The organism is Clostridioides sp. LIBA-2809 (assembly GCF_056688965.1).
The window spans coordinates 1,243,642-1,267,261 of record NZ_CP197004.1 but is presented as its reverse complement, the minus strand read 5'-3'; the positions used below and the strand labels follow the sequence as shown (position 1 = coordinate 1,267,261).

General features: G+C 30.0%; 22 protein-coding genes and 1 riboswitch. Of the genes, 3 read left to right on the top strand and 19 right to left on the bottom strand.

Annotation, left to right across the window (positions count from 1 at the left end; translation table 11 throughout):
* Positions 1 to 9: 9 nt before the first annotated feature.
* The 3 genes from ACTG44_RS06100 to ACTG44_RS06090 form a co-directional block, all read right to left on the bottom strand.
* The gene (locus ACTG44_RS06100; protein ID WP_479921463.1) at positions 10 to 798 is read right to left on the bottom strand and encodes an electron transfer flavoprotein subunit beta/FixA family protein; all 789 of its coding nucleotides are present in this window, start codon (positions 796 to 798) and stop codon (positions 10 to 12) included.
* 16 nt (positions 799 to 814) lie between these two features.
* Positions 815 to 2,089 carry a nickel-dependent lactate racemase gene (gene larA, locus ACTG44_RS06095; protein ID WP_479921462.1) on the bottom strand — a complete coding sequence of 425 codons (1,275 nt, stop codon included), beginning with the start codon at positions 2,087 to 2,089 and terminating at the stop codon, positions 815 to 817.
* A 116-nt stretch (positions 2,090 to 2,205) separates the two neighbouring features.
* Positions 2,206 to 2,919: a FadR/GntR family transcriptional regulator gene (locus tag ACTG44_RS06090; protein WP_479921461.1), complete on the bottom strand. Its 714-nt coding sequence runs from the start codon at positions 2,917 to 2,919 to the stop codon at positions 2,206 to 2,208.
* A 124-nt stretch (positions 2,920 to 3,043) separates the two neighbouring features.
* Between ACTG44_RS06090 and ACTG44_RS06085 the strand changes: the two genes are divergently transcribed.
* Both ACTG44_RS06085 and ACTG44_RS06080 read left to right on the top strand, forming a co-directional pair.
* Positions 3,044 to 4,303, top strand: a complete 1,260-nt coding sequence (locus ACTG44_RS06085; protein WP_021383863.1) for a nucleoside recognition family protein — start codon at positions 3,044 to 3,046, stop codon at positions 4,301 to 4,303.
* Between the two features lie 267 nt (positions 4,304 to 4,570).
* Positions 4,571 to 5,137 carry a tyrosine-type recombinase/integrase gene (locus tag ACTG44_RS06080; protein WP_021383821.1) on the top strand — a complete coding sequence of 189 codons (567 nt, stop codon included), beginning with the start codon at positions 4,571 to 4,573 and terminating at the stop codon, positions 5,135 to 5,137.
* A 121-nt stretch (positions 5,138 to 5,258) separates the two neighbouring features.
* On the opposite strand, the gene ACTG44_RS06075 is transcribed toward ACTG44_RS06080, so the two are convergent.
* The 9 genes from ACTG44_RS06075 to ACTG44_RS06035 form a co-directional block, all read right to left on the bottom strand.
* Entirely contained in the window at positions 5,259 to 6,461 is a 1,203-nt protein-coding gene (locus ACTG44_RS06075; protein ID WP_021383828.1) for a homoserine dehydrogenase, read from the bottom strand.
* Positions 6,462 to 6,563: 102 nt separating this feature from the next.
* Positions 6,564 to 6,670, bottom strand: a riboswitch (SAM riboswitch).
* Positions 6,671 to 6,761: 91 nt separating this feature from the next.
* Positions 6,762 to 7,130: a YhbY family RNA-binding protein gene (locus tag ACTG44_RS06070; RefSeq protein ID WP_021383816.1), complete on the bottom strand. Its 369-nt coding sequence runs from the start codon at positions 7,128 to 7,130 to the stop codon at positions 6,762 to 6,764.
* A gap of 29 nt (positions 7,131 to 7,159) precedes the next feature.
* Entirely contained in the window at positions 7,160 to 8,437 is a 1,278-nt protein-coding gene (gene obgE, locus ACTG44_RS06065; protein ID WP_479921460.1) for a GTPase ObgE, read from the bottom strand.
* Positions 8,438 to 8,547: 110 nt separating this feature from the next.
* Positions 8,548 to 8,838 carry a 50S ribosomal protein L27 gene (rpmA, locus tag ACTG44_RS06060; RefSeq protein ID WP_003419086.1) on the bottom strand — a complete coding sequence of 97 codons (291 nt, stop codon included), beginning with the start codon at positions 8,836 to 8,838 and terminating at the stop codon, positions 8,548 to 8,550.
* A 13-nt stretch (positions 8,839 to 8,851) separates the two neighbouring features.
* Complete coding sequence (locus tag ACTG44_RS06055) at positions 8,852 to 9,169, bottom strand: ribosomal-processing cysteine protease Prp (RefSeq protein ID WP_479921459.1); 318 nt, start codon at positions 9,167 to 9,169, stop codon at positions 8,852 to 8,854.
* A gap of 14 nt (positions 9,170 to 9,183) precedes the next feature.
* Positions 9,184 to 9,495 (bottom strand): 50S ribosomal protein L21, encoded by a 312-nt coding sequence (gene rplU, locus ACTG44_RS06050; protein WP_003419082.1) that lies wholly within the window; start codon positions 9,493 to 9,495, stop codon positions 9,184 to 9,186.
* A gap of 100 nt (positions 9,496 to 9,595) precedes the next feature.
* Positions 9,596 to 11,017, bottom strand: coding sequence for an Rne/Rng family ribonuclease (locus ACTG44_RS06045; RefSeq protein ID WP_479921458.1), 1,422 nt, complete (start codon positions 11,015 to 11,017; stop codon positions 9,596 to 9,598).
* 17 nt (positions 11,018 to 11,034) lie between these two features.
* A complete protein-coding gene (locus tag ACTG44_RS06040; RefSeq protein WP_021383885.1) occupies positions 11,035 to 11,736 on the bottom strand; it encodes a TIGR03936 family radical SAM-associated protein in 702 nt (233 codons plus the stop codon).
* A gap of 1 nt (position 11,737) precedes the next feature.
* A complete protein-coding gene (locus ACTG44_RS06035; RefSeq protein WP_479920011.1) occupies positions 11,738 to 13,582 on the bottom strand; it encodes a TIGR03960 family B12-binding radical SAM protein in 1,845 nt (614 codons plus the stop codon).
* Between the two features lie 318 nt (positions 13,583 to 13,900).
* Here ACTG44_RS06035 and ACTG44_RS06030 point away from each other — a divergent pair, with 318 nt between their 5' ends.
* The gene (locus ACTG44_RS06030; protein WP_021383872.1) at positions 13,901 to 15,094 is read left to right on the top strand and encodes an FprA family A-type flavoprotein; all 1,194 of its coding nucleotides are present in this window, start codon (positions 13,901 to 13,903) and stop codon (positions 15,092 to 15,094) included.
* A 230-nt stretch (positions 15,095 to 15,324) separates the two neighbouring features.
* Here the strand turns inward: ACTG44_RS06030 and ACTG44_RS06025 are convergent, their stop codons facing one another.
* The 7 genes from ACTG44_RS06025 to ACTG44_RS05995 form a co-directional block, all read right to left on the bottom strand.
* A complete protein-coding gene (locus ACTG44_RS06025) occupies positions 15,325 to 16,362 on the bottom strand; it encodes a transglutaminase-like domain-containing protein (RefSeq protein WP_021383839.1) in 1,038 nt (345 codons plus the stop codon).
* A gap of 703 nt (positions 16,363 to 17,065) precedes the next feature.
* On the bottom strand, positions 17,066 to 17,479 hold the full coding sequence (mgsA, locus tag ACTG44_RS06020; protein WP_021383835.1) for a methylglyoxal synthase: 414 nt from the start codon (positions 17,477 to 17,479) through the stop codon (positions 17,066 to 17,068).
* A 38-nt stretch (positions 17,480 to 17,517) separates the two neighbouring features.
* Positions 17,518 to 18,648 carry a rod shape-determining protein RodA gene (gene rodA / locus ACTG44_RS06015; protein WP_479918372.1) on the bottom strand — a complete coding sequence of 377 codons (1,131 nt, stop codon included), beginning with the start codon at positions 18,646 to 18,648 and terminating at the stop codon, positions 17,518 to 17,520.
* An 84-nt stretch (positions 18,649 to 18,732) separates the two neighbouring features.
* Positions 18,733 to 19,017: a cell division topological specificity factor MinE gene (gene minE, locus ACTG44_RS06010; RefSeq protein ID WP_021383822.1), complete on the bottom strand. Its 285-nt coding sequence runs from the start codon at positions 19,015 to 19,017 to the stop codon at positions 18,733 to 18,735.
* A 17-nt stretch (positions 19,018 to 19,034) separates the two neighbouring features.
* Positions 19,035 to 19,832: a septum site-determining protein MinD gene (gene minD, locus ACTG44_RS06005; RefSeq protein WP_021383865.1), complete on the bottom strand. Its 798-nt coding sequence runs from the start codon at positions 19,830 to 19,832 to the stop codon at positions 19,035 to 19,037.
* Positions 19,833 to 19,855: 23 nt separating this feature from the next.
* A complete protein-coding gene (locus ACTG44_RS06000) occupies positions 19,856 to 20,539 on the bottom strand; it encodes a septum site-determining protein MinC (RefSeq protein WP_021383876.1) in 684 nt (227 codons plus the stop codon).
* A gap of 97 nt (positions 20,540 to 20,636) precedes the next feature.
* Positions 20,637 to 23,615, bottom strand: coding sequence for a penicillin-binding transpeptidase domain-containing protein (locus tag ACTG44_RS05995; RefSeq protein ID WP_479918371.1), 2,979 nt, complete (start codon positions 23,613 to 23,615; stop codon positions 20,637 to 20,639).
* Positions 23,616 to 23,620 lie beyond the last annotated feature (5 nt).

The window sequence follows — 23,620 nt, the reverse complement described above, 5'->3', positions numbered from 1 at the left end:
TAATCCTCCCTAAACTAATTTTAATTCCTCTAATTTATTTATGAGTGCAGAACTTAAGTCATCTGCATTTCCTCTTACAATATTTTTATCTGTGTTTGGCTTTGGAGGAAATATTTTTACAACTTGAGTAGGAGAACCATTAAGCCCATAGTTGTTTTCATCTTTATCTTCAAAATCATCTAAGTTATATACAGGTATTTTTCTTTCTTTAGTGTCTAACTTTAATTTAAATGATGGTAGTCTTGGTTGAAAAATATCTTTTTCTACAGTTATTAAGCATGGATATTCAATCTCACATACTTGTAAATCATTTGGCATATCTATTTCAACAACTATACTTTTATCTTTAACATCAATTAATTTTGTGACATTAGTAACATGAGGTATATCTAAAAACTCAGCTACTTCAGGTCCAACCTGTGCTGTATCACCATCAGTAGTTTGTTTCCCACATATTATTAAATCTACTTTTCCCATCTTCTTAATGCCTTGTGATATAGTATAGGAAGTAGCCAGTACATCTGCACCTCCAAATCTTCTATCACTTATTAAAGCTCCTTCATCAGCTCCCATCATAAAACTCTCTTCTATTACTTTTTTTGCTTGAGGAGGACCCATACTAAGCACTTTTAGATTAGCTCTTTTTTCTTGTTTTATTCTAAGTGCTGTTTCTAAAGCATATAGGTCATAAGGATTCATTTTTGAATCTACTCCATCTCTTTTTAGTACCCCTGTAGTTTCATCAACCTCTACTGAAGTTGTACCAGGTACTTGTTTTATACATGTCAAAATTTCCATAAAGTACACCCCTTTTTTATTTAACTATAACTGACACTCCATCAGGTATAACTACTATCTTACTATCATTGCCAACTATACTAGTTGCCATTTCCAAAGCTTCTTTAAAATTAAATGCGTGCTTCATATGCATTCTATTTATCATTTCAGGATTGCACTTATCTGTTACCATTATCACAGTATATTTAGATAATATTCTTGCTAATATCTGAAATTCCCATTGGTCTGGGATTGTATCACATCTACCAACACTTCTAATTTTTTCTAATAATTGTTTTGGAGAATCTGCACTTGCTACATTTTCATAAAAAGATTGACCTCCATGACCATCATTACATGCTGCAATCATTATTATTACTCCACCTTCTCTACAGGTAGCCTCTGCTGCTGTCATACCTTTAACTGATTGATAAATATTTTGGTCTAATGGATATCCACCATTTGTGGTTACAACAATATCTGATTTTATGGAATTTACTTTTGATAACTCTGTTACAAATTCACAACCCTTAGTATGTGCTTTTTCGACATCCCCAGCAAAGGATGCAATTATTTTTTTATCTTTATCTATTACAACATTCAATATGAACGCTAACCTTGCAACTTTAGCTGCGTACACCATATCTTCATGAATAGGATTATTCTTTAATTTTCCAGTTCTTGAATTATCACTGTCTATAAAGTCACTACAATGGTTATACATTATAGTTTTTGCAGATGCTATTCCTGGAAGTACACTTTTTCTTCCACCTGAAAAACCTGCAAAAAAATGTGGTTCTATAAATCCTTCTGCTATTAAAAGTTCTGCCTCATATGCTAGTTTATTTATATATAAATCCCCACCTGAAGGTAGTACTCCCACTTTACACGTAGATTCGTCATCAGTAGATATATGCATAACTATATCCTCATTATCTACTATTTCTTCTCCCATTTTATAAACTAACTCTTCCCTTGTGCTTGGCCTATGAAATCCAGTTGCCACTATAATTTTCACATCAATGTCTGGATTGACCTTCCTAATTCGTCTTAATATAATTGGCATAGTTATTTTACTTGGTACAGGTCTTGTATGGTCACTTGTAATTATAACCACATTCTTTTTACCCTTAGCTAGTTCTTCCAGTGAATTAGAGCCGATTGGATTATTCATAGATTCTTCAACTATTTCTTCTTGAGTTTTATTTTCTATATAATTATCCGATTTTGCTTCCAAAACACCAATAAAACGTTTTTCAGGTATTTCTAAAATCATTCCTTGCTTTGAATACGGTACTTTTAACTTTACCATTTTTAATCTCCCATTATATAAACTATAAAATTGGTATGTGGTCATACCAGTTTTACACTTATATGATAATACCATTATATTCCATTTGCAAGAATAATTTATTTTATAACAAACTTTTAATTTTCATTTTTTCTATAATTTTTACTTATAAACTTCATATGCTCTTTTGCTTTTTCAGATGCAAGTTCTAAATTATTTTCTACAACTGCATTATATATCGCCTCATGTTGCTCAAGTAATATATATTCATTTAAAGGTTCTGCAATTATTTTTTCTCTTGCATCTTCTATAAATCCATCAAATAATTTTGATGCTGTCATAAAAAGACTTTGAATTAAATAATTTTTACTTATTGTGGCTAGTTTACTGTGAAATTTTTGGTCTAATAAAACTAAAGCTTGGTTATTATCTTTTCTCTTAGTTTCCATTCTCATTTCATCTATTATATTTTTCAGTTCTATGGATTCAGAAGAAGTTATTCTCTTTGAAGCGAGTTTTGCAATTTCAATCTCTAAAATTATTCTAAGCTCCAATATATCTTCAAGTGTTCCATTATTAAGTTTAAAAATCATAGATAATGGTTCTATTAAAGTTTTTTCTATATTTGTACATATAAAGTTTCCTTCACCTTGTCTACTTTCTATCACTCCCATAGTTTCTAAGACTCTAATAGCCTCTCTAATAGAGGTTCTACTTACATTCATTTGCTCAGATAATTCTCTTTCTGACAGTAATTTATCTCCCTTTCTTAATTCTCCATTTAGTATTTTATATTGTATTTGTTCAATTACTTGTTCATAAACTTTCTTACTAGCTATACTATTAAACATTTTTTCCTCCAATATTATAATCGTTCTTGTAATATATATCTATTATATATCTTAAGCCATTACATTCATATATTTTTATTACTTTTAATATAATATCTTATAACTCAAATTTATAGGTGATATTATGAAAAAAAATAAAATTATTGCTTTTTTTGCTCCAGCTATTATAGTTGGAGTTCTAGTTTTAGGCATTATCCTATACCCAAATGAAGCTATAAAATCTGCAAGAGAGGGTTTCTCTATATGGTCTAATGTTCTAGTTCCATCACTACTACCATTCATAATTGGAGCAAACCTAATTGTCGATTTAAAAATAGTGGATATTATAGGATTTATTATTAATCCTATAACTAGACTTGTATTTAATGTCTCAGGCAAAAGTGCTTTGGCTTTTGCAATATCAGCAGTATCTGGTTATCCAGTAGGGGTAAGTTTGGCTTCTGAATTTAGAAATAATAGACAAATTTCTAAACATGAAGCACAAAGACTCGTCTCTTTTTGTTCTACATCAGGACCTTTATTCATAATAGGTTCGGTTGGTACGGGCATGTTTCAAAATTCAAATTTAGGCTATTTAATGATTCTATGCCATTATCTAGGGACTATATTGGTTGGTCTTTTTTTTAGAAATTATGGTAATGAAATTCTTCCAAAGACAAAATTAGATTTAAAAACAAACATAAAAAATATAATCAATCTTCGAAATGCAAGTGGAAATGGCTTTTTTGTTCTATTTGGAAATGCTGTATTTAATGGAGTAAATACCTTACTCACAGTTGGTGGATTTGTAATTGTTTTTTCAGTAGTATTTAAAATACTATCACTTTTTAATGTAATATCTTTAATAGCGTCAATTTTGTATTTACCTCTTTCATTTTTAGGTGTAAACAAAGAACTCTGTCAAGCATTTGTAAGTGGTTTATTTGAAATCACTATAGGTTGCAATAAGGTGTCCAGTATAACAAGTGCTCCAGAAATACTAAGAGCATCTTTAGCTAGTTTTTTAATAGGATTTAGTGGATTATCCATACTTGCTCAATGCTGTACATTTTTATCAAAAACAGACATAGATTTAAAATTATACATACTAAGTAAGTTTGCTCATGGAATCTTAGCTGCTCTATTTATATTTATACTTTATCCTATTGCAAACTCTACTGTATTGGTTTCTAGTTTTGCTGATACATATAATGTTATATATAATAACTTAATCTGGTTTTATTATCTTAGCTATTATGACACAATTCTTCAAATTGTAGTAATAGTTTACCTAATATCAGCTTTATTTATTGCTAAAAAGCATATGAAAAGTTTATCTACAAGTGGAAAATTAATCAGATATAAAAATACTTTCTCCATTAAGAAATATTTACGAAAAAAATAAAAATCACAAAAATTGACTAAATACTTCCATTTTTTTATTATATTTGTCATAATTTTAATAACCTTTTTAATTAGTTTAACAACACAGTTATTTCATCACAATTTTGTAATTTTATTAGTAAATATTTTTCAAAAAATTCTCCTTAATCACATATATCACAGTTGCATAAGTTTATTGGTAAATTTTTCCATTATATAATGTTTCATTTATATTATATAATAAATACCGACCTAAACTTACCAAATCAAATAAGAGGAGTGGTTGAAAATGGCAACAAGACCTATAGAAATAGACGAATATAAAAAGATAATGGAACTATTACATACTGGCTTTATTTATAGTGAAAATGGCGTTGAAAAAAGATTTAGAAAAAATCCTAAAGTTGCATTGGCACTAATGTTAGAAGCTAATTTAGGTCTAAGAATATCAGATATTTTAAGATTAAAAATAGGCAATTTTAAAGGTAACATGTTAGAAATAAATGAAAAAAAGACAGGCAAATTACAATATAGACCAGTTAATAAAAATATAATTGAATCTATAAATGAACATGCTAGAAAGTATAATCTTAAATCAAATGACTATTTAGTAAATATAAAGACAAAAGCTATTCAAAAACAGTTGAGGATAATTTGTAAATACTTGAATTTGTATAATATAAGTACACATAGCTTTAGAAAGCTATATGCTACTACTCAATTTGAAAAGAGTAATAATAACTTAGAGTTAGTCAAAGAGCTCTTAAATCATAGCTCTGTGGCCACTACACAGCGATATATAAGGGTAACTCAACAAGCTATTAATGAAGCTAGTGAAAACTTCTTTATTGGCTAATTATAACGTATTTATTTTTCTATTATCTTATTAATTCACCAGATATTAAAAAGGTGAAGTAAAACAAAATATTTATTTTGTTTTACTTCACCTTAAATTTTATAATTCCTATATAAATATATTAATCTATCTTCAATAATTTCTTAGCTGATTTACTATAATTATTTCTTTTTACATCTTCCAAAAGTCTATCAATTTTATGCTCTGAATTTGCATTTACAAAAATCGCTAGTTCTTCATCATCTATAATGTCATAGCTATCCACATATTTATCTAAACATTTTAAAATTCCATCTTTATCATATCCATCAAATCTAACTACAGCACTACATTCATCTTCTATAAGTCCACTTAAATCCAACTTTCCTTTTGAGAAAGACTTTATATTTGCATTTCTATTATCTATTATATCTATAATATCAGCATAGACAGCACTACCTGTTGCACCTCTTCCAGCTCCTTTACCCACAAAAGAAAGTTCACCTACTGAATCACCTACTAGAATCACTACATTAAACTCATTATCTATTTTTGAAAGCATATTATCATTATCAACCAATGCTGGTCTAACAAACCCACTTACTTCTCCTGATTCATACTTACTTCTAGCAACTAATTTTATCTTACAATTTAATTTTTTTGCGTATTCTATATCTTTTTCATCTATTGAAGTTATTCCTTCTAATAATAAATCTTTCCAATATACTATTTTTCCATAAGATAAAGTAGATAATATAGATAGTTTTCTAGCACTATCATATCCTAAAACATCTGCATCTGGGTTAACTTCTGCAAATCCCAATTCTTGTGCTTGTTTTAAAGCTACATCATACGGTAGATTTTCATCATACATCTTTGATAATATAAAATTACAAGTTCCATTCAAAATAGCATTTATACTCTTTATATTATTACCTTCTAATGATTCTATCAATGGCTTTAAAACTGGAATACCACCTGCTACAGATGCTTCAAATTTAATGCTAACATCATTTAAATTGGCTAATTCTATAAGGTCGCTACCTCTCTCTGCAAGCAAGTCTTTATTGGCTGTTACTACATGTATTTTTTTATTTAATGCTCTTGTTACATAATCAAAAGCTGGATTCAATCCTCCAATTACTTCAACTAGTATATCAATATCCTTATCAAATATATCTTCTATATCTGTTGTTATCTTATCAAAATACTTTTTAGACTTATGTTTCTCTTTATTTTTAACTAAAATTCCAACTATTTCTATATCTCTTTTTGAAGTATTATTTTCTATTAAATCAATTAATCCACTTCCTACTGTTCCATACCCTAATATTGCTATCTTCACTGTTACATACCCCCATCATTTTGATTATATTAAATTATTTATATGTATAAATATACTAATTAAAAAAGCTTGAGTATAAACTCAAGCCATATGACGGGTTTATACTCATCTTTCAGCATAACTGCTGCAGGATTTAGCACCAATGTATAATAAAATATACTGGTTGCCGGGCTTCATAGGGCCAGTCCCTCTGCCTCTCTTGATAAGATTGCTAATTTAAATTTATGTTTAATAGTATAATACAATTTTTGCCAATTGTCACTATTTTTTTAACTTATTTTACTAAAAGAATATATACTATTATCTAGCTGCTCTTTTAGTTGGTTTACCTTTTTTTGTAACATTATTATTTTTAACCTTGGCTTTTGCCTGTTCATGTCCTGGGAAAAGTATCTTAGGTTCCTCAACATTTCTCTTATAAATAGTAAATTTAAAACCAATAGCTTGCACAAATTCAGCTCTTAAAGCTTCACATACTGCATTAGCAGTTTCTTTAGCATCAAGACCTGCATTTTCTAGTATAGTAACTTTTACTAATTCTCTAACTCTTAACATATCATCTAATTGCTCTAAGAAACTTTCTGTGACACCTTCTTTACCAATTTGTGTAGTAGGTTTTAAAGTATTTGCCAAAGATCTTAAATACGCTCTTTGTTTTCCTTTTAACATATCCTCACCTCTATAATCCTATACTAAAATTAATTGTAAAATTCAAATTCCAATTCGTAAATTCTAACTACATCTCCATCCTCTATTCCCATTTCTCTAAGTCTATCAAACACACCTTGACTTTCCATAGCTTTTTGGAAATATTGAAGAGATTCCATATCATCAAAATTTACAGAATACATTATTCTTCTAAGTGCTTTACCTGTAACTACATACACACCATCTTCAATATCTATACTCAATTCTTCTTCAGTACCAATATCAAGTTCTGGTCTGTACATTTCTTCTTCTGAAACTAGTTCCACATCTTCTACTTCTTTTAAAAGTTTAGAGACATAGGCTATTACATCATCTATTCCTTGACGAGTTGCTGCAGACATTTTAAATACTGTATATCCTCTGCCTTCTAACTCATTCTTAAATGTATCAAACTTACTTTCATCTTCTAGTATATCAAACTTATTTGCAACAACAACTTGTGGTCTCTTTGAAAGCTTTTCATTGTACAATCTAAGTTCGTCATTTATCTTGTCAAAATCTTCAATAGGGTCTCTACCCTCTAGTCCAGATATATCTACAATATGTATCAATACCTTTGTTCTCTCTACATGTCTTAGGAATTCATGCCCTAATCCTATACCTTCAGAAGCACCCTCTATAATTCCAGGTATGTCTGCAAGTACAAAACTATCTCCAAACTTAGTTTGAACGACACCTAGATTTGGTGTTAGTGTTGTAAAATGATAGTTTGCAATTTTGGGTTTAGCCTTAGTTACCACTGATAGAAATGTTGATTTACCTACATTAGGAAATCCTAAAAGACCTACATCTGCTATCATTTTAAGTTCAAGAGTTACCCATCTTTCTTCTCCATCTGTACCAGATTTTGCAAAAGCTGGAGCTTGTCTTACTGCATTTGCAAAGTGTTGGTTACCTTTACCACCTATACCACCTTTTGCAACTACAGCTATATCTCCTTCTTTCTTTAAATCTGCCAATACAAGGCCTGTAGCCTCATCTCTTATTACTGTACCTGCTGGTACTTTTAATACTAGATTCTCTCCATTTTTACCAGCTCTTTTACCTTTGCTTCCGTCGCCACCATTTTGAGCTTGATATTTTTTTTGGTACTTAAAGTCCATTAGAGTTCTAAGACCCAAATCAACTTCAAATATGATGCTTGCTCCACGACCACCATCTCCGCCGTCTGGTCCACCAGCTGGAACATATTTTTCTCTTCTAAATGCTACCGAACCATTTCCACCATTTCCAGCCTTAACAAATATTCTTGCCTTATCTATAAACAAATTCTTCACCTACTTAATTAAAAACTTTTAATTAGCATTACCAAAAACACTATTATAAATTCATCAGTACTATAAGAAAAAGGAGTGCCTCAACACTCCTTTTATGTATATTACTCAGCTATTGCTACTGGATATATACTAACTTTTTTTCTCTTCTTGTCTTTTCTTTCGAATTTAACAGTACCATCAACTAATGCAAATAAAGTATCATCGCTACCTTTTCCAACATTAGTTCCTGGATGTATTTTAGTTCCTCTTTGTCTAACTATTATACTTCCAGCAGTTACTAATTGCCCATCGAATCTCTTAACACCTAATCTTTTAGATATAGAATCTCTACCATTTTTAGAAGAACCTACCCCTTTTTTAGATGCTAATAATTGTAAATTCATGTTTAACATATGGAGTCACCCCCTACTTTTTTAAAATTTTTATATTTTTTGGGTATTCCCGTTTAATTTCTTCAACCGCTAATTGAAAGTGATTTAGTAATAATTGTGCATCTTTTATATGTATATCTTTAACTATACATTCTATATGACCTTCTTCTCCTACTACTTTTTCAAATTCAATCTTTTGTAATTTGTCTAAAGAATTTATAACTGCAATAGCATTAGATGTAACTGCAGCACACACTATATCATAGCCTATTTCATCAAAATCAGCATGTCCCTTTAAACAAAAACCTTGTATCAAGAAATCATCATTATAATAATATTTTACCTTTATCATAACTTAACCAACAACTAAGCGTTTATTTTTTCTACAACTATCTTAGTGTATGATTGACGATGTCCTTGTTTTCTTCTGTAATCTTTTTTTGCTTTATACTTGAAAACTATAACTTTCTTAGCCTTACCTTGTTCAACAACTTTAGCTTGAACAGATGCTCCTTCTACTACTGGAGAACCTAATTTTAATTCTCCATCTTTAGAGCAAGCTAATACTTCGTTTAAAGTAACAACATCACCTGCGTTAGCTTCTAATTTTTCAACGAATAATACATCACCTTCAGAAACTTTATATTGCTTTCCACCAGTCTTTACTATAGCGTACATTAAATACACCTCCTCGGCCTCAAACTCGCCAGTACAAGGTACTTCATTTGAAGATTTAAACCTTTACTGTGCGGCATTACAATTATTAATTATAAAATATTTACATTTTATTGTCAACTATTTTATCGAAAATAACATTAGTTTTATTGTGTTTTAATGTAGCATTTGCGTTTAAAGAAATCTTTATATTATATTTTTCACCAATTTTATCAATTATATCCATATAATATTCTTTTATTTGTTCAAAAATAAAATCATTAAACTCTATTATTATATTTTTATAGACTGTATGCTCACTTATTCTCATAATTTCTTTTTCAATGCCATCTACCATATGATGTATAGATTTTATCGTTTGTGCACCATCACAACATGGACAAGACATTAGATAATACTTATCAATAGACTCTTTTTCTCTACGCCTTGCAACTTCTACTAAACCAAGCTTCGTCATACCTAACACTTCAGCTTTTCGTTTATCTTTATTAAATTCTTCCTCTAAGAGGTGTAAAACTTCATTTTGATGCTTCTTCTTATGCATGTCAATAAAATCAATTATTATTATTCCAGCTATGTCTCTAATTCTAAGTTGCCTTACAATTTCTTTTGCAGCTTCAATATTAGTTTTATAAACAGTCTCATCAAGTTTGCCAGTTCCAACAAACTTACCTGTATTTACATCTATGACTGTAAGAGCTTCTGTCTTTTCAATTATTAGATAACCTCCACTCTTTAACCATACCTTTTTATTTAATAACTTCTCTATTTGAGATTCTATTCTATATAAATCAAATACATCTCTATTTTCTTCAAGGCATAGTTTATCAGCATAAGTATTGTCTATTCCCTTCAAAATAGACTTGAGTTCACAATATCTATCATAACTATTAGTAATTATAGATTCAATATCATCATTCACATTATCTTTTACATATTTAGTTGCAAAATCTAAGGATTTATATAATAATTTTGGTCCAATACCAAGTTTATATTCTTTTAAAATGTTTTCATACTTTAATTTCAACTCTTCTATATCTTTTTTTATTTCATCATGAGTGCAACCTTGAGCCTCAGTCCTTATTATTAAGCCTAAATTTTCTTTATTTACTGCCTTAGTAATTTTTTTTAATCTAAATCTTTCTTTTTCATCAGTAATTTTATTCGATATTGTAGTTCTATCATTGGAAGGTATATAGACAATATACCTTCCAGAAATACTAATTTCAGTGTTTAATTTTGCACCTTTAGTTCCTATTTCTTCTTTATTTACTTGCACTAGAATATCTTGACCAGATTTTATAGTACTTCCTTTTTTCAATTGTAAATAAGCAAGTTTTTTAAAGCCAATATCTACAAAACAAGCTTCTATTCCTGGTATAACTTTTTTTACAATTCCACGGTATATATTGGATACAGTCTTTTTATTTAAATTATCCTCAACAAAAAGTTCTACTAACCTTTCATCTTCAAGTACTGCTGTTTTCTGAGACCCTACTAAGGACTCGATAACTATCTTTTTCACAACTTCACCTCTCGAGCCTACATAGGAGTCACTAATTCACCATCTTCTAATACATATAAATCTCTTCTCAATATATCAACATCTAATGGGTCAACATTCAATTCAAACATCTCTAATATTTTTGGAATAAGTATATTAGTATTTAAATTAGTCTTTGAACCTGTAGCTATAGTAGCGGTAAGAGTAATATATTCATCTTCTAAATTTAAAACATCAAAAGTTCTTATCATAGGTCTTATATCAACTTCTACCATCTTCCCTTTTTTATTCTTTTTTGTTATAATTATTTCTTTATTATTCATAAAATCAATTACTTTTCTTTTTACAAACTCTTTAGTTAGAGGTCTTTTTAACTCTATATTAAACAGATATTCTCCATAATCTATCACAGAAGAAAGAGAAGGTGTTTGTCTATCAATTTCTTTTGCTTTGATAAATGCTATTCCATCTGGAAGTTGAACTGATACTTTACTTAAGAACTCCTCTACTGATAAATCATCTTCTTCTATCTCAATATCTACATACTCTCCCTGACTTTCTGTTCCTAAAGCCAAAGCATTACCATAACTCATTTTAGGATGAGGATTAAACCCTTGAGAATGTGATAAGTTTATTTCAGCTCTCCTAAATGCTCTTTGCAATAATCTCTGAAGGTCAAGATGTGATATATATATCATATCGCCTTCCTTTTTAAATTTTACTCTTATTATTTTACTCATATTAGCAAAGCCCCCTTCCTATATCATGTATATTTATTCCACAGCCATTACAATTATGTCTACAATCAGAAGTGATTTTTTCTTTTTTAGCATTCTCATCTTCTCTAATTAAGAATTTTTTATTAACACCTACATCTATATGGTCCCAAGGAAATACTTCTTCATAAGTTCTATTTCTATGTGCATAAAAATCTATAGAAAGATTATTTTTTTCCATAGCTTCCTTCCATATATCCAAATTAAAGTGTTCTGCCCATCCATCAAACTTTGCACCTAGTTTAAATGCATCATATATAACTTTTCCTATCCTTCTATCCCCTCTAGCTACTACAGCTTCCATCAAGCTAGTTTTTGAATCATGGTAATTGTATTTTATATTGTTGTTTCTCAATTTATTTACTAAGTGTCTTTGCTTCTCAACTACTTCTTCTGTAGTATCTTGTCCATGCCATTGGAAAGGTGTAAATGGCTTTGGTACAAATGTAGAAGTACTTACTGTAACGCTAAAACTTCTCTTTAATTTACCTCCATTTACTTTTCTGTAAATATCAATAACCTTATATGCTAATTTAGCTATTCCATCTAAATCATCATAAGTCTCAGTTGGTAAACCAATCATGAAATATAGTTTGACACTATTCCATCCCATCTCAAAAGCTCTTTCTGTTGCATTTTCCAAATCTTCTTCTGTGACACCTTTATTTATAACATCTCTAAGTCTTTGAGTTCCCGCCTCTGGAGCAAAAGTAAGTCCAGACTTTCTTACTTGTTGTATTTTATCAGCAATTTCCATTGAGAAGTTATCTAATCTAAGAGATGGAAGAGAAATCCCTATATTATTAGAAGCATACTCGTCTACCAAATAATCAGTAAGCTCAGATAATTTGCTATAGTCACTTGTACTAAGTGATGATAATGATATTTCATCATATCCAGTATTTTTAACTAATTTATCTAATATTTCTTTAAGTCTTTCAACACTTTTTTCTCTTATTGGTCTATATATCATACCTGCTTGACAGAATCTACATCCTCTTGTACATCCTCTGAATAATTCCAACACTATTCTATCATGAACAGTATCTATATAAGGTACTATTAGTTTCTCTGGATAGTCTACAGTTTCAACATCTTTTATTATTCTCTTAGTAGGATTCTTAGGAACTCCATCTCTATTAGGAGTTACACTTTGAACTGTACCATCTTCATTGTATTTAACATCATAAAAACTTGGTATGTATACTCCCTCTATACTTGATATTTTATATAAAAAATCTTCTCTAGTCGTTTTATTTTCCTTCCATCCTTTATACTCATTTACTACTTCTAAATTGACCTCTTCACCTTCACCTAATATTACTACATCCACAAAATCTGCTAAAGGTTCAGAATTATAGGCACAAGGGCCACCAACCATTACAAATGGGTCTTCCAGTTTTCTTTCCTTTTTTAATATTGGTATATTTGCTAAATCTAATATATTTAAGATATTAGTATATGAAAGTTCATATTGAAGTGTAAAAGTAACAAAATCAAAGTTTGTTATAGGCTCTCTTGACTCTAATGCAAATAATGGTATGTTTTTTTCTCTCATTATATTTTCCATGTCAACAGCAGGAGAATATACTCTCTCACAAAATACATCTTCATCTTTGTTTATTACATCGTATAATATATGACTTCCTAAGTGACTCATACCAACTTCATATAAATCTGGAAAGCAATGTGCGTATCTTATCAATTCACTATTACTAGTATCTTTATGAATTGAATTTATTTCATTTCCAAGATATCTAGCAGGCTTTTCTACTTTTTTTAAGATTTTTTTCAAGTCTACTTTATTCATTTATCCAAATTCCTCCAAACAAGCTCTTTATTTTTATTCTTATTTATAAGTAATATTATACACGATAAAATATTTTCTATCAAAAATATAACTAAAATATTGAATTTAAAACCTATATTATTCACAAAATAGAATGTCTAAAAAATATTTAATAATATTTTCCATTAAATTTTTATTAAAATGCAGATTTTTTATCAAATATGATATATTATAAACATAAACTATTGTTTTATATGACTTATAATGACATCTTTTGTTTCATTAACCCCAAAATGGGGTATGTTACTTGTATAATGATAAATTTTAGGAGGGTTAAAAATGAGTAAAGTTTTTGAAGTAAAAAAAGATATCTACTTTACTGGCGTAGTAGATGAAGGTTTAAAAGTATTCGACATAATAATGGAAACTGAGTTTGGGACAACTTACAACTCTTATTTAATCAAGGACGAAAAAACGGTTTTATTTGACACAGTAAAAGCAAATTTTAAAGATGAATTCTTAAGTAATCTATCAGAAGTTACTGATATAGCTAAGATTGACTATGTTGTAATTCATCATACAGAACCAGACCATGCTGGTAGTTTAAAGTACTTATTAGATTTAAATCCTAATATAGAAGTTTATTGTACTAAAGCTGCTAAACTATACTTAGATGGTCAAATAAATAGACCTTTTAATTGTCATGTAATAAAAGATGGTGAAGTTTTAAATATTGGTAAAAGAAACCTTAAATTTATAACTGCTCCATTCTTACATTGGGTTGATACAATGTTTACTTACATTGAAGAGGACAAGACTCTTTTAACTTGTGATGCATTTGGTTGTCACTTTGCAAGTGTTGATGCAGATGTAGTAAACAGTGAAGATTACCTAAAATCAGCTAAACACTATTATGACTGTATAGTTAAGCCATTTGCTAAGCACGTTTTAAGTGCTGTAGATAAGGTTGTAGGAATGAACATAGAATTTGATACTATATTAACTTCTCATGGACCAATGCTTACTAAAGACCCAATGGCTGCTGTTAAAAGATATGTTGAATGGTCTACAGAAGCTATTAATACAACAAATCAAAACCAAGTTTCTATATTCTACTTATCAGCTTATAGCAATACTTTAGAAATGGCTAAAAAGATAAAAGAAGGTCTTGATGCAGAAGGCGCAAAAGCTGAATTATATGATTTAGAAGATATGACATTAACAGAGATGCACGATACATTAGTAGTATCAAAGGTAATACTATTAGGTTCTCCAACTATAAACAAAACTATGGTTAAACCTATGTGGGATTTATTCTCTGTTATAGACCCAATGGCTAATCAAGGCAAGATAGCAGGAGTATTCGGTTCATTCGGTTGGAGTGGTGAAGGTATAACTATGGCTGAGACTTTACTTAAAGCTATGTCATTTAAAATGCCTGTAGAATCTCTTAAGAAAAAATTCTTCCCTAGTGAAGAAACATTAAAAGACTGTATGGCATTTGGTGCAGAATTTGCAAAATTAGTTAAATAATCATTAATCACAAACAAAATTATTTAATTTAAATAGTTTTATATCCAAAAATAAATTAAAAAGGAGTTGTCTCAAAATTGATTTTTTCTAATCTAATTTTAAGTTCAACTCCTTTTTTAAATTTTTAAAGAGGTCGAAAATCTCTTTTTTGTTTCACATAATAATGTTAAATACACCCTCAGCGAGAGGTTGCATTATTTATAATGATATGTTCTATTTGTATATTAGTATTAACGGACGTATCTAGCGTATGCTACTAGCCCTATTCCAGAATTAGATCCTTTTTCACCAATTTCTACTTTAATAATTATATTATTTTTTTTACAGTATTTTGACAATTCTGCCGCAGAACGGTTCTTACCACTAAAATCTAAAGAAAATGGCTTATCATATTCAAAAGGATATTCAACAGGTTTACTATTTGGTGCTAATGCAAACATACCATATGGTGTTTTCATAAATCCTATTACAGAAACCGTATGCTTTGATGGGTCTAAATTTGAATTACTACCTGTAAACTTAATTGTATTTATTGATGAGTCAATTGAACTACACAAAAGACCCTCATACATTTCATTTTTTGGCTTCATATTATTTCCATAAACTTCATTAAGTATTGCCCCTTGTTGATCTGCTAGCATAGTGTGCTTCCCAGCTTTTGCTGGTGGATTTTGAGTATTTACTGCTCCAACAGCTGGATATGCTGTCTTGTCAAATGGTAATGGGTGAGTAAGGCTCTTGTATATAATGTCCTTTCCTGCCGATTTGTTAGCATCAATGTCTACATGATACAAACGTCCATCCTCAAAACGGACAAGGTTCCACTGGTGGTCATTTGATGTACTATGTACATAATAACATTCAATTCCCATAGCATCACATAGGGCTTTAAAACTCCTACACATTCCAGAGCACGCACCTTTTTTAGTTACCAATGTATAGGCAGTATTGGCTCCCTCTGCTGCGTTCCAATTAACATATGTTGTGTTATTTTTAATGTGATTGTAGGCAACCATAATCTTAGCATCTGTGGTCATGTTCTTTGTAATTTTATTATTCATAAAGTCTGCTGTTGCCTGTGCTACTGAATTCAGTTGGGCTTGTGACAACTTTGGACCATATATACTGTTAGTTCCAGATACGTAGCTTTTTGGTGTCTTTGCAGTAACATCTTTAGCTGTCATACCATAAACTGTCACATACATACTTGAAGTTAAAACCATTGTTGTAATCAATAGTTTGGTAGCTAATTTCCTGATTTTTTTCATATTAGCATTCTCCTTTATAAAATATTTTTATTTCCTATTCCCTACCATTAATCAGACTATTTTGGATTTAAAAAGAAGGATTGTAAACATGTATCTCCATTTATACAGTTGAGAAATATCTGGATTTCATGGAAAATCTGGTTAATATTTTCTACATAATTGGTATACAATACAACTCACAAATTAGTATATTTGATGTCAACATGAGAAAACGATAATTATTAATATATTAGAAACTGTTATTCTGTATCTGGAGTAACTCTTTTTCAATCATTATTAACGGTGAGAGTGAGGAGAATTTTCAATAATATAATTAAAATCAAAATTGTATACAATTTATATATTCTCCCCTAAAAACATTATACAGATTATAATATATATATTCAATACATTTTTTGGAAAGTATAGTTACATCAGGATGTATAATCATGTATAGTTATGGCTCACTGTGAAGACTATAAAAGAAAAGAATGTAACAATATATCAGTTGATTGAGCAAGTAATTCAGATAAAAATGATTTATAATCTAAAACACAATGTATGTTATTGTACTTACACAAAAAACTATGTACAATTTTATTGTGAAGTCAGTGAATATTGTAGATAACATACAAATCAATAGGTTTAAAATAATATAAAAAAAGGAGATGATTCAAATTTTTATTTTGAAACATCTCCTTTTTTTATATATAATTTACTTTTCTTAAACACGTTGACTTTTATTTTTTCTAACTTCTCTCCATGATAGTTCTCCCCTATCAAGAGCTTTTATAAATATTTCTGCAGAAGCTAGATTTGTAGCTATTGGAACATGATAAACATCACAAAGTCTTATTAAAGCTTGTATATCTGTTTCATGAGCCTGAGATGTCAATGGGTCCCTTAAAAAAATAACTAAGTCTATCTCTTGTGTTACTATTAAAGAACCTATTTGTTGGTCTCCACCTAAAGGACCAGATGCTAACCTATTGATATTTAAGTCAGTTTCATCCATTATTCTTTTTCCTGTAGTTCCAGTTGCATAAAGTCCATACTTTTTTAAAATTGATTCATAACCTATACAAAATCCGACCATAGTATTTTTCATTTGGTCATGCGCTACTAATGCTATATTCATATGCTCAATCTCCTCAATTTACGTTTCAAGTATTAAATCTAGAAATTTATTTTCTTTCTTCTCATACAAACATTTAGTACTAATCCTAAGTTTGCTAAGGATGTTAATAACGAACTACCTCCATAACTTACAAAAGGTAGTGTTACTCCTGTTACTGGTATTAATGCAACAGTCATACCTATATTTTGGATTATCTGATAACCAAACATCCCCATAACACCAACCACGATGAGGGTTCCATAAAAATCCTTGGCATCTCTTGCAATTACTAAAAGCCTTAATAAGAATATTGCAAATAAGATTATCAGCACTGCCATTCCTATTACACCAAGTTCTTCACCTACAACAGCAAATATAAAATCACTATCTTGCACAGGTAAAAAATCTTCTTGGTTCTGACTTCCATTGTATAGCCCCTTACCAGTTACACCACCAGAACCTATCGCAATCAAAGATTGCATAACCTGATAGTTTCCTTTCAGTGTTACATCTTCTGGATTTAAAAAGGCTTCTATTCTTATCTTCTGATGGTCTGCCATCATCAAATACATCAGTGGCATTGATACCAACAGTATGATTATTCCTCTTTTTATCAATTTTGAACTAAGACCTGCTGTAAACATCATTGCAAATATCATACAACAAAAGACAATTCCTGTTCCCAAATCTGGTTGTGCAAGTAATAATCCAATAAATGGAATAGCATAAACCACAACAGGTATAACTTCCTTTAATGTATTTAATTTGTCTTTCTTAGTTTCAAGTATCTTTGCATAACTAAGTACAAATGTTAATTTGACTATCTCAGATGTTTGCAAATCAAGTGGACCTAAGTTAATCCACGACCTAGCACCACCTTTTTCTGTACCAATTACAGGTAATAAAACGATGGCTAACAAAACAAGACTTATTATATAAAGCGCTTTGTAATACCTACCTAAAAGATTATAATCAAAAAATAATATGACTATAATCATCCCTATGCCAAGTACAAAAGCTAGTCCTTGCTTAATTAATTGATTATATGAACCAGTCGAATTAGCATGCGTTGCACTACTAAGTATAACAAGTCCAAAAATAAAGATAGCTAATACTGTAACTATAAGTTTCCAGTCTAACTGTTTTATCAACTTAATTGTCGACTTATAATTAATATTGATTTTTTTCAAAGAATCACCGTCTTTCTATCTTTAAACACATAATTAAATAAAAGGGGCATATACCAATAAGGATACCCCCCTTTTAAGCACTAATTACATACATCTATCTTTTATATTCTTTAATGGTATATTAGCAACTAATGCAGATACAGGTTTGTCATCGTGCTCACCTCTGCATTTAGACATTTTTATTTCAAGGCCATCATCTTCTATCTCTGCATAATTGGCTATTACTTTTAAAATGTCTGTTTTTATCATTTCTAAAAGTTGTGGTGAACAATCTACTCTATCATGTACTAAAACTAATTTTAACCTCTCTTTAGCAACAGATTTACTAGTTTTAGCATCGTTAGAAAAAACTCTAAATAAATCTAACACAGATGTATCCTCCTTTGCTACTTAGCCATGCTAAACATTTTTTTAAGTCTACCAAAGAATCCATCTTCAACTTCAAGTTCAAGTAGAGGAACTTCTTCATTTAGTATCCTTTTTGCGATATTCTTGTATGCTTGACCAGCAAGTGACTTTGAATCAAGTATAGCTGGCTCACCTTTATTTGTCGATATAATTATACTTTCATCATCAGGAACAAGACCTAACAAATCTATTGCTAATATTTCTATTATATCTTGTTTATCCATCATGTCTCCACGTTTAACCATATCATTTCTAATCCTATTTATAACTAATCTTATTTCTTTTATTTCATTTGCTTCTAATAAACCTATTATTCTATCAGCATCTCTTACTGCCGATATTTCTGGATTTGTAACCACAATAGCTCTATCTGCTCCAGCTATTGCATTTTTAAATCCTTGCTCAATACCTGCTGGGCAGTCTATTATTATATACTCGAAAGATTCTTTTAGTTTTTCACACAGGTCAACCATTTGTTCAACTGAGACAGCATTTTTGTCTCTAGTTTGTGCTGCTGGTAATAAATATAGATTATCAAATCTTTTGTCTTTTATTAGAGCTTGCTTAAGCCTACAAGTTCCTTCAACTACATCTACTATGTCATAAACTATTCGATTTTCAAGACCCATTACTACATCTAGGTTTCTAAGTCCGATATCTGCATCTACTACTACTGTTTTTTTATTTTCTAGGCTTAGCGCAGTTCCTAAGTTTGCTGCGGTAGTAGTTTTTCCAACTCCACCTTTACCAGATGTTATAACTATAACTTCGCTCATAATACTACCCCCTATTTTTCTTTCTATTTGTCCAATTTTGACAAATAGCTTTCGATTACAATTCTTCCATTACTCACAAAGGCTATTTCTGGGCTAATTTCTGATTCAACTTCATAATTTTCTTCATCATCTGGAGCTTCTGCAATATTTTCTGCTATTTGTAATATTTTAGGATTAAGATTTCCAGCAACAACATATGCAAATTCATTACCTTCTGCACCTGCATGTACAAAGCCTTCTATTTTACCCATTACAAAAACATTACCTCCTGCTACAACTTTAGCACCAGCATTTATATCTCCCATAACAACTGTATTTGATTTTGAAAGCACCTTTGAACCAGGTTTCATATCATTTAATATGACTACATCACCTTCAAATTCAATATTTTCTCCAGATCTTAGGGTATTGACATATTTTGTTGGAAAATTACTATTTTCTTCAATTTTTTGATCTTCAACGAATTCCACATCAAATCTAGAAGTGATTCCTTCTTTTAATTCTAGAATCTCCATGTCAGTTAAATAATCACTATTAATTTTACTAATTTTAGCCCCATTAAAAAAGCCAACATACGCTTCCAATTTGTTTATTAATTTTTCCTGTATTTCCTCAAATGGAGCTTCTTTTTTTATATTTACTATTATCCCTCTTTTATTACCTTTGAACTCTACTAGTTCTTGACTACAAATTTCTCTTAAAGACATAACAACCTCCAGAGTGATATATCATTTATATTCTTCAAATACGCTTTAAATCCTTTTATTTTTTCTGTATAAAGCTAAAGTTTATATATGGATTAAGCTATCTGTTAATTTGTGACTCGAAATTTATATTTTCGTCAGAAGAATTGTTAACATCATTCGTATTGTTGTCTTTTTTACTATTAGTTGGCTCTAATCCCATATACGTTCCAATAACTTCTCGAGTTGGTAAAAGTGAGAATACACTTGAATCACCTTGAGGAATTACACATACAACAGCTATTTCTGGGTCATCTGCTGGAGCAAAAGCAACAGTCCATGTAAAAGAACCATAATCTTGTTTAAATTTATCTATTTCGTCATCTGTTATTTTTGGATTTAATTCTTTTATAGCTTTTCTTAAATATGAAGAATTCACTTTATCAGTATCTTCTAATCTAACTTTTATTCCATCCTCTAATTCTTCTTCTAATTTCTTTCTTTCTTTGTCTTTTAAATCTTTGTTTTCTAATTTCTTTTTTACTTCCTTTTCTTTAGTTAATGAAAGTTCTTTTTCTTTTTCTGCTTTCATCTTATCTGCTAGTTTAACTGCATCATCTAGATTTACATTATAAGATGATATATGACTTTTTAAATATTCATATTCATTATCTGTAGGTATTTTCCCACTTTTCTCAGCTGTACCAGTCTTTGCCGCTACATCTATTGGGAAATCAGCAAAAGCACTCTTTCCTGTACCTTGTTTTGCAACCAATTTCATACCTTTTGTTAATTCTTTTAAGTTGTCAGGATTTTTAAAAGGTATTTTTTCTACTTTCTTCTGGTCATTGATTTTCACTGATGAATAGTTACTTGAAACAGCTCTATCAACTACAGATAATTCTACTAAATTGCCTCCATTTGCTATGGCAGCCACATATCTTGATATCTGAGCTGGTGTATAGGCATTCTCACCTTGACCTATAGCCAAGTTGAATGTATCTGCAGTACTCCATTTTGCAAAGTTGAAATAACTAAATACTGCTAAATCTGCTACATCTTCTATTCTCTCTTCTTTAACATCCAATTTTTTTAGTCTATTCATTGTTTCTACTCTACCAGGAGTTTTCTTTTCTGCTGCCCAGCTTACAATCTCATTGATTCTTTTTTCATATTCTTTAGGATTTTTATCTCTAGTTATATCAACAAAGTCATTTGCCATTTCTCTTTCTAAATTCGACTTTAACAGAGCTTGTGTTGATTTCAATTTATCCTCTGTGCTAGGAACTTTACCTGCTCTTTCTTCTACTTCATCTTGAAGTCCAGTATTTTGGTCAAGTCCAAACAATTTTGCATACTCAAGGATTTTACTTGCATTCATATCTATACCAATGCTTTTTCCATCTGGCCATGTTTTACCTGTACCAATAGTTGCCATATATATATTACAAGATTCTTGTATTGCTTTATATAAGTTTGTCATGCCATGATTGCCTCTACCATGGTTCCATACATAGTCACCAAAAGATTTTTTACCTAACATGATAACCCCAGGGTCATTTATTGTAAAGTTTGGATTTAAACCATTTTCTAAAGCTGCCATTGAAGTTACCATCTTAAATGAAGAACCTGGCTGGAATTCCCCTTGTGTAACTAAGTTTAAAAGTGGACTCCCTGCTAGTAAGTCATTTGGATTCTTTGGCTGAAGTGCTTTATAATCTTCTGTAGAAATACCTTTTGCAAATTTATTTGGGTCATAATTAGGATAGCTTGAAGAAGCTAATACTTCTCCATTTTTTACATCAATAGCTATAAGGGCTGCTGATTGTGCTTTTCCTGCATATGCACTAATTGGTTTATCACCAAATTTACTTTTAAAAGTACCTCCTTTAGAAGCAACTTCTATTATTTGTTTTAATGCATTATCTGAAACTTCCTGTAAGTCTTTATCTAGTGTAAGATATACAGTATCTCCTGATTTAGGCTTTTTAGATTCAATCTCTTTACTGATTCTTCCCAATGCATCAACCTTAACCATTTTATAACCATCAGTTCCTCTTAGTCTACTTTCATTACTTTTCTCTACTCCTGCAAGACCTACCATGTCTCCATTTTCATACCCTTTCTGAAGGTATGATTCTATTTGAGTTGATGGCATTTTTCCTACATATCCTAGCATATGTGAACCTAAAGTTCCATTAGGATAATATCTTACTGGTTCGACTGCTATTGAAACACCAACAAGGTCCATAGCACGCTCTTCAATTTGTGCAATTGTAGTTTCTCCTACATCTTTTGCAATGGTTACTGGATTATACTGAGAATATCCTTTTGATTTTATCAAATCTCTCACAACCATTATTTTTCTTGCATCTTCATCACTTAAACTTTTATCAATGTTTAATGCTTCACTATTTCTTACTTTTTCAAATGCTTCTTTGGCATTTAGCTTAGTCTCTTTTATCTTATAACTAGCCAGCCAATCTCTCTTATCTCTTTCTGCTGTGAACATCCATTTACTAACTAAAATAGGTGGATAATATCCATTTTCATTCAGTTTTGCTTGTAACTTTGTTGCATCCAATCTTTTATCTTCTTGAGACAATATTCCAGCTGATATAAGTTTATCTACTAAGTAATAAAAACTTTCTTTAGCATTATAATCATTTGGGATACCATTTTCTGATTTATACTCTCTAATATCTCTGTCATATGTATAATAGTACTTTCCATTTTCTACATATATAGGAAACTCATCTACATATTCTTCACCATTTTTTTCAAGCAAATTTATAAGCTTTAATGATATTTCATTTGCTCTTGAACGCTTCTTTGCATCTTTTTTATTAATATCGTTACCTGAAACCTGAACAGTAAATAAGTTTTTATTTCCCGCTAACAATCTTCCATATCTATCTTTTATTTCTCCTCTTGGAGCTTCTATTGCCAATTTTTTATATGTTTTATTCTCAGCTAACTCATTGTAATATTCATATTTAAATGTAGTCATGTAGATTATTTTTACTAAAATAGCTAAAAATATCACACTTATGACTATTTTAATTATTTTTAGTCTATCAACTTGTTTATTTTCTTCCATGAACT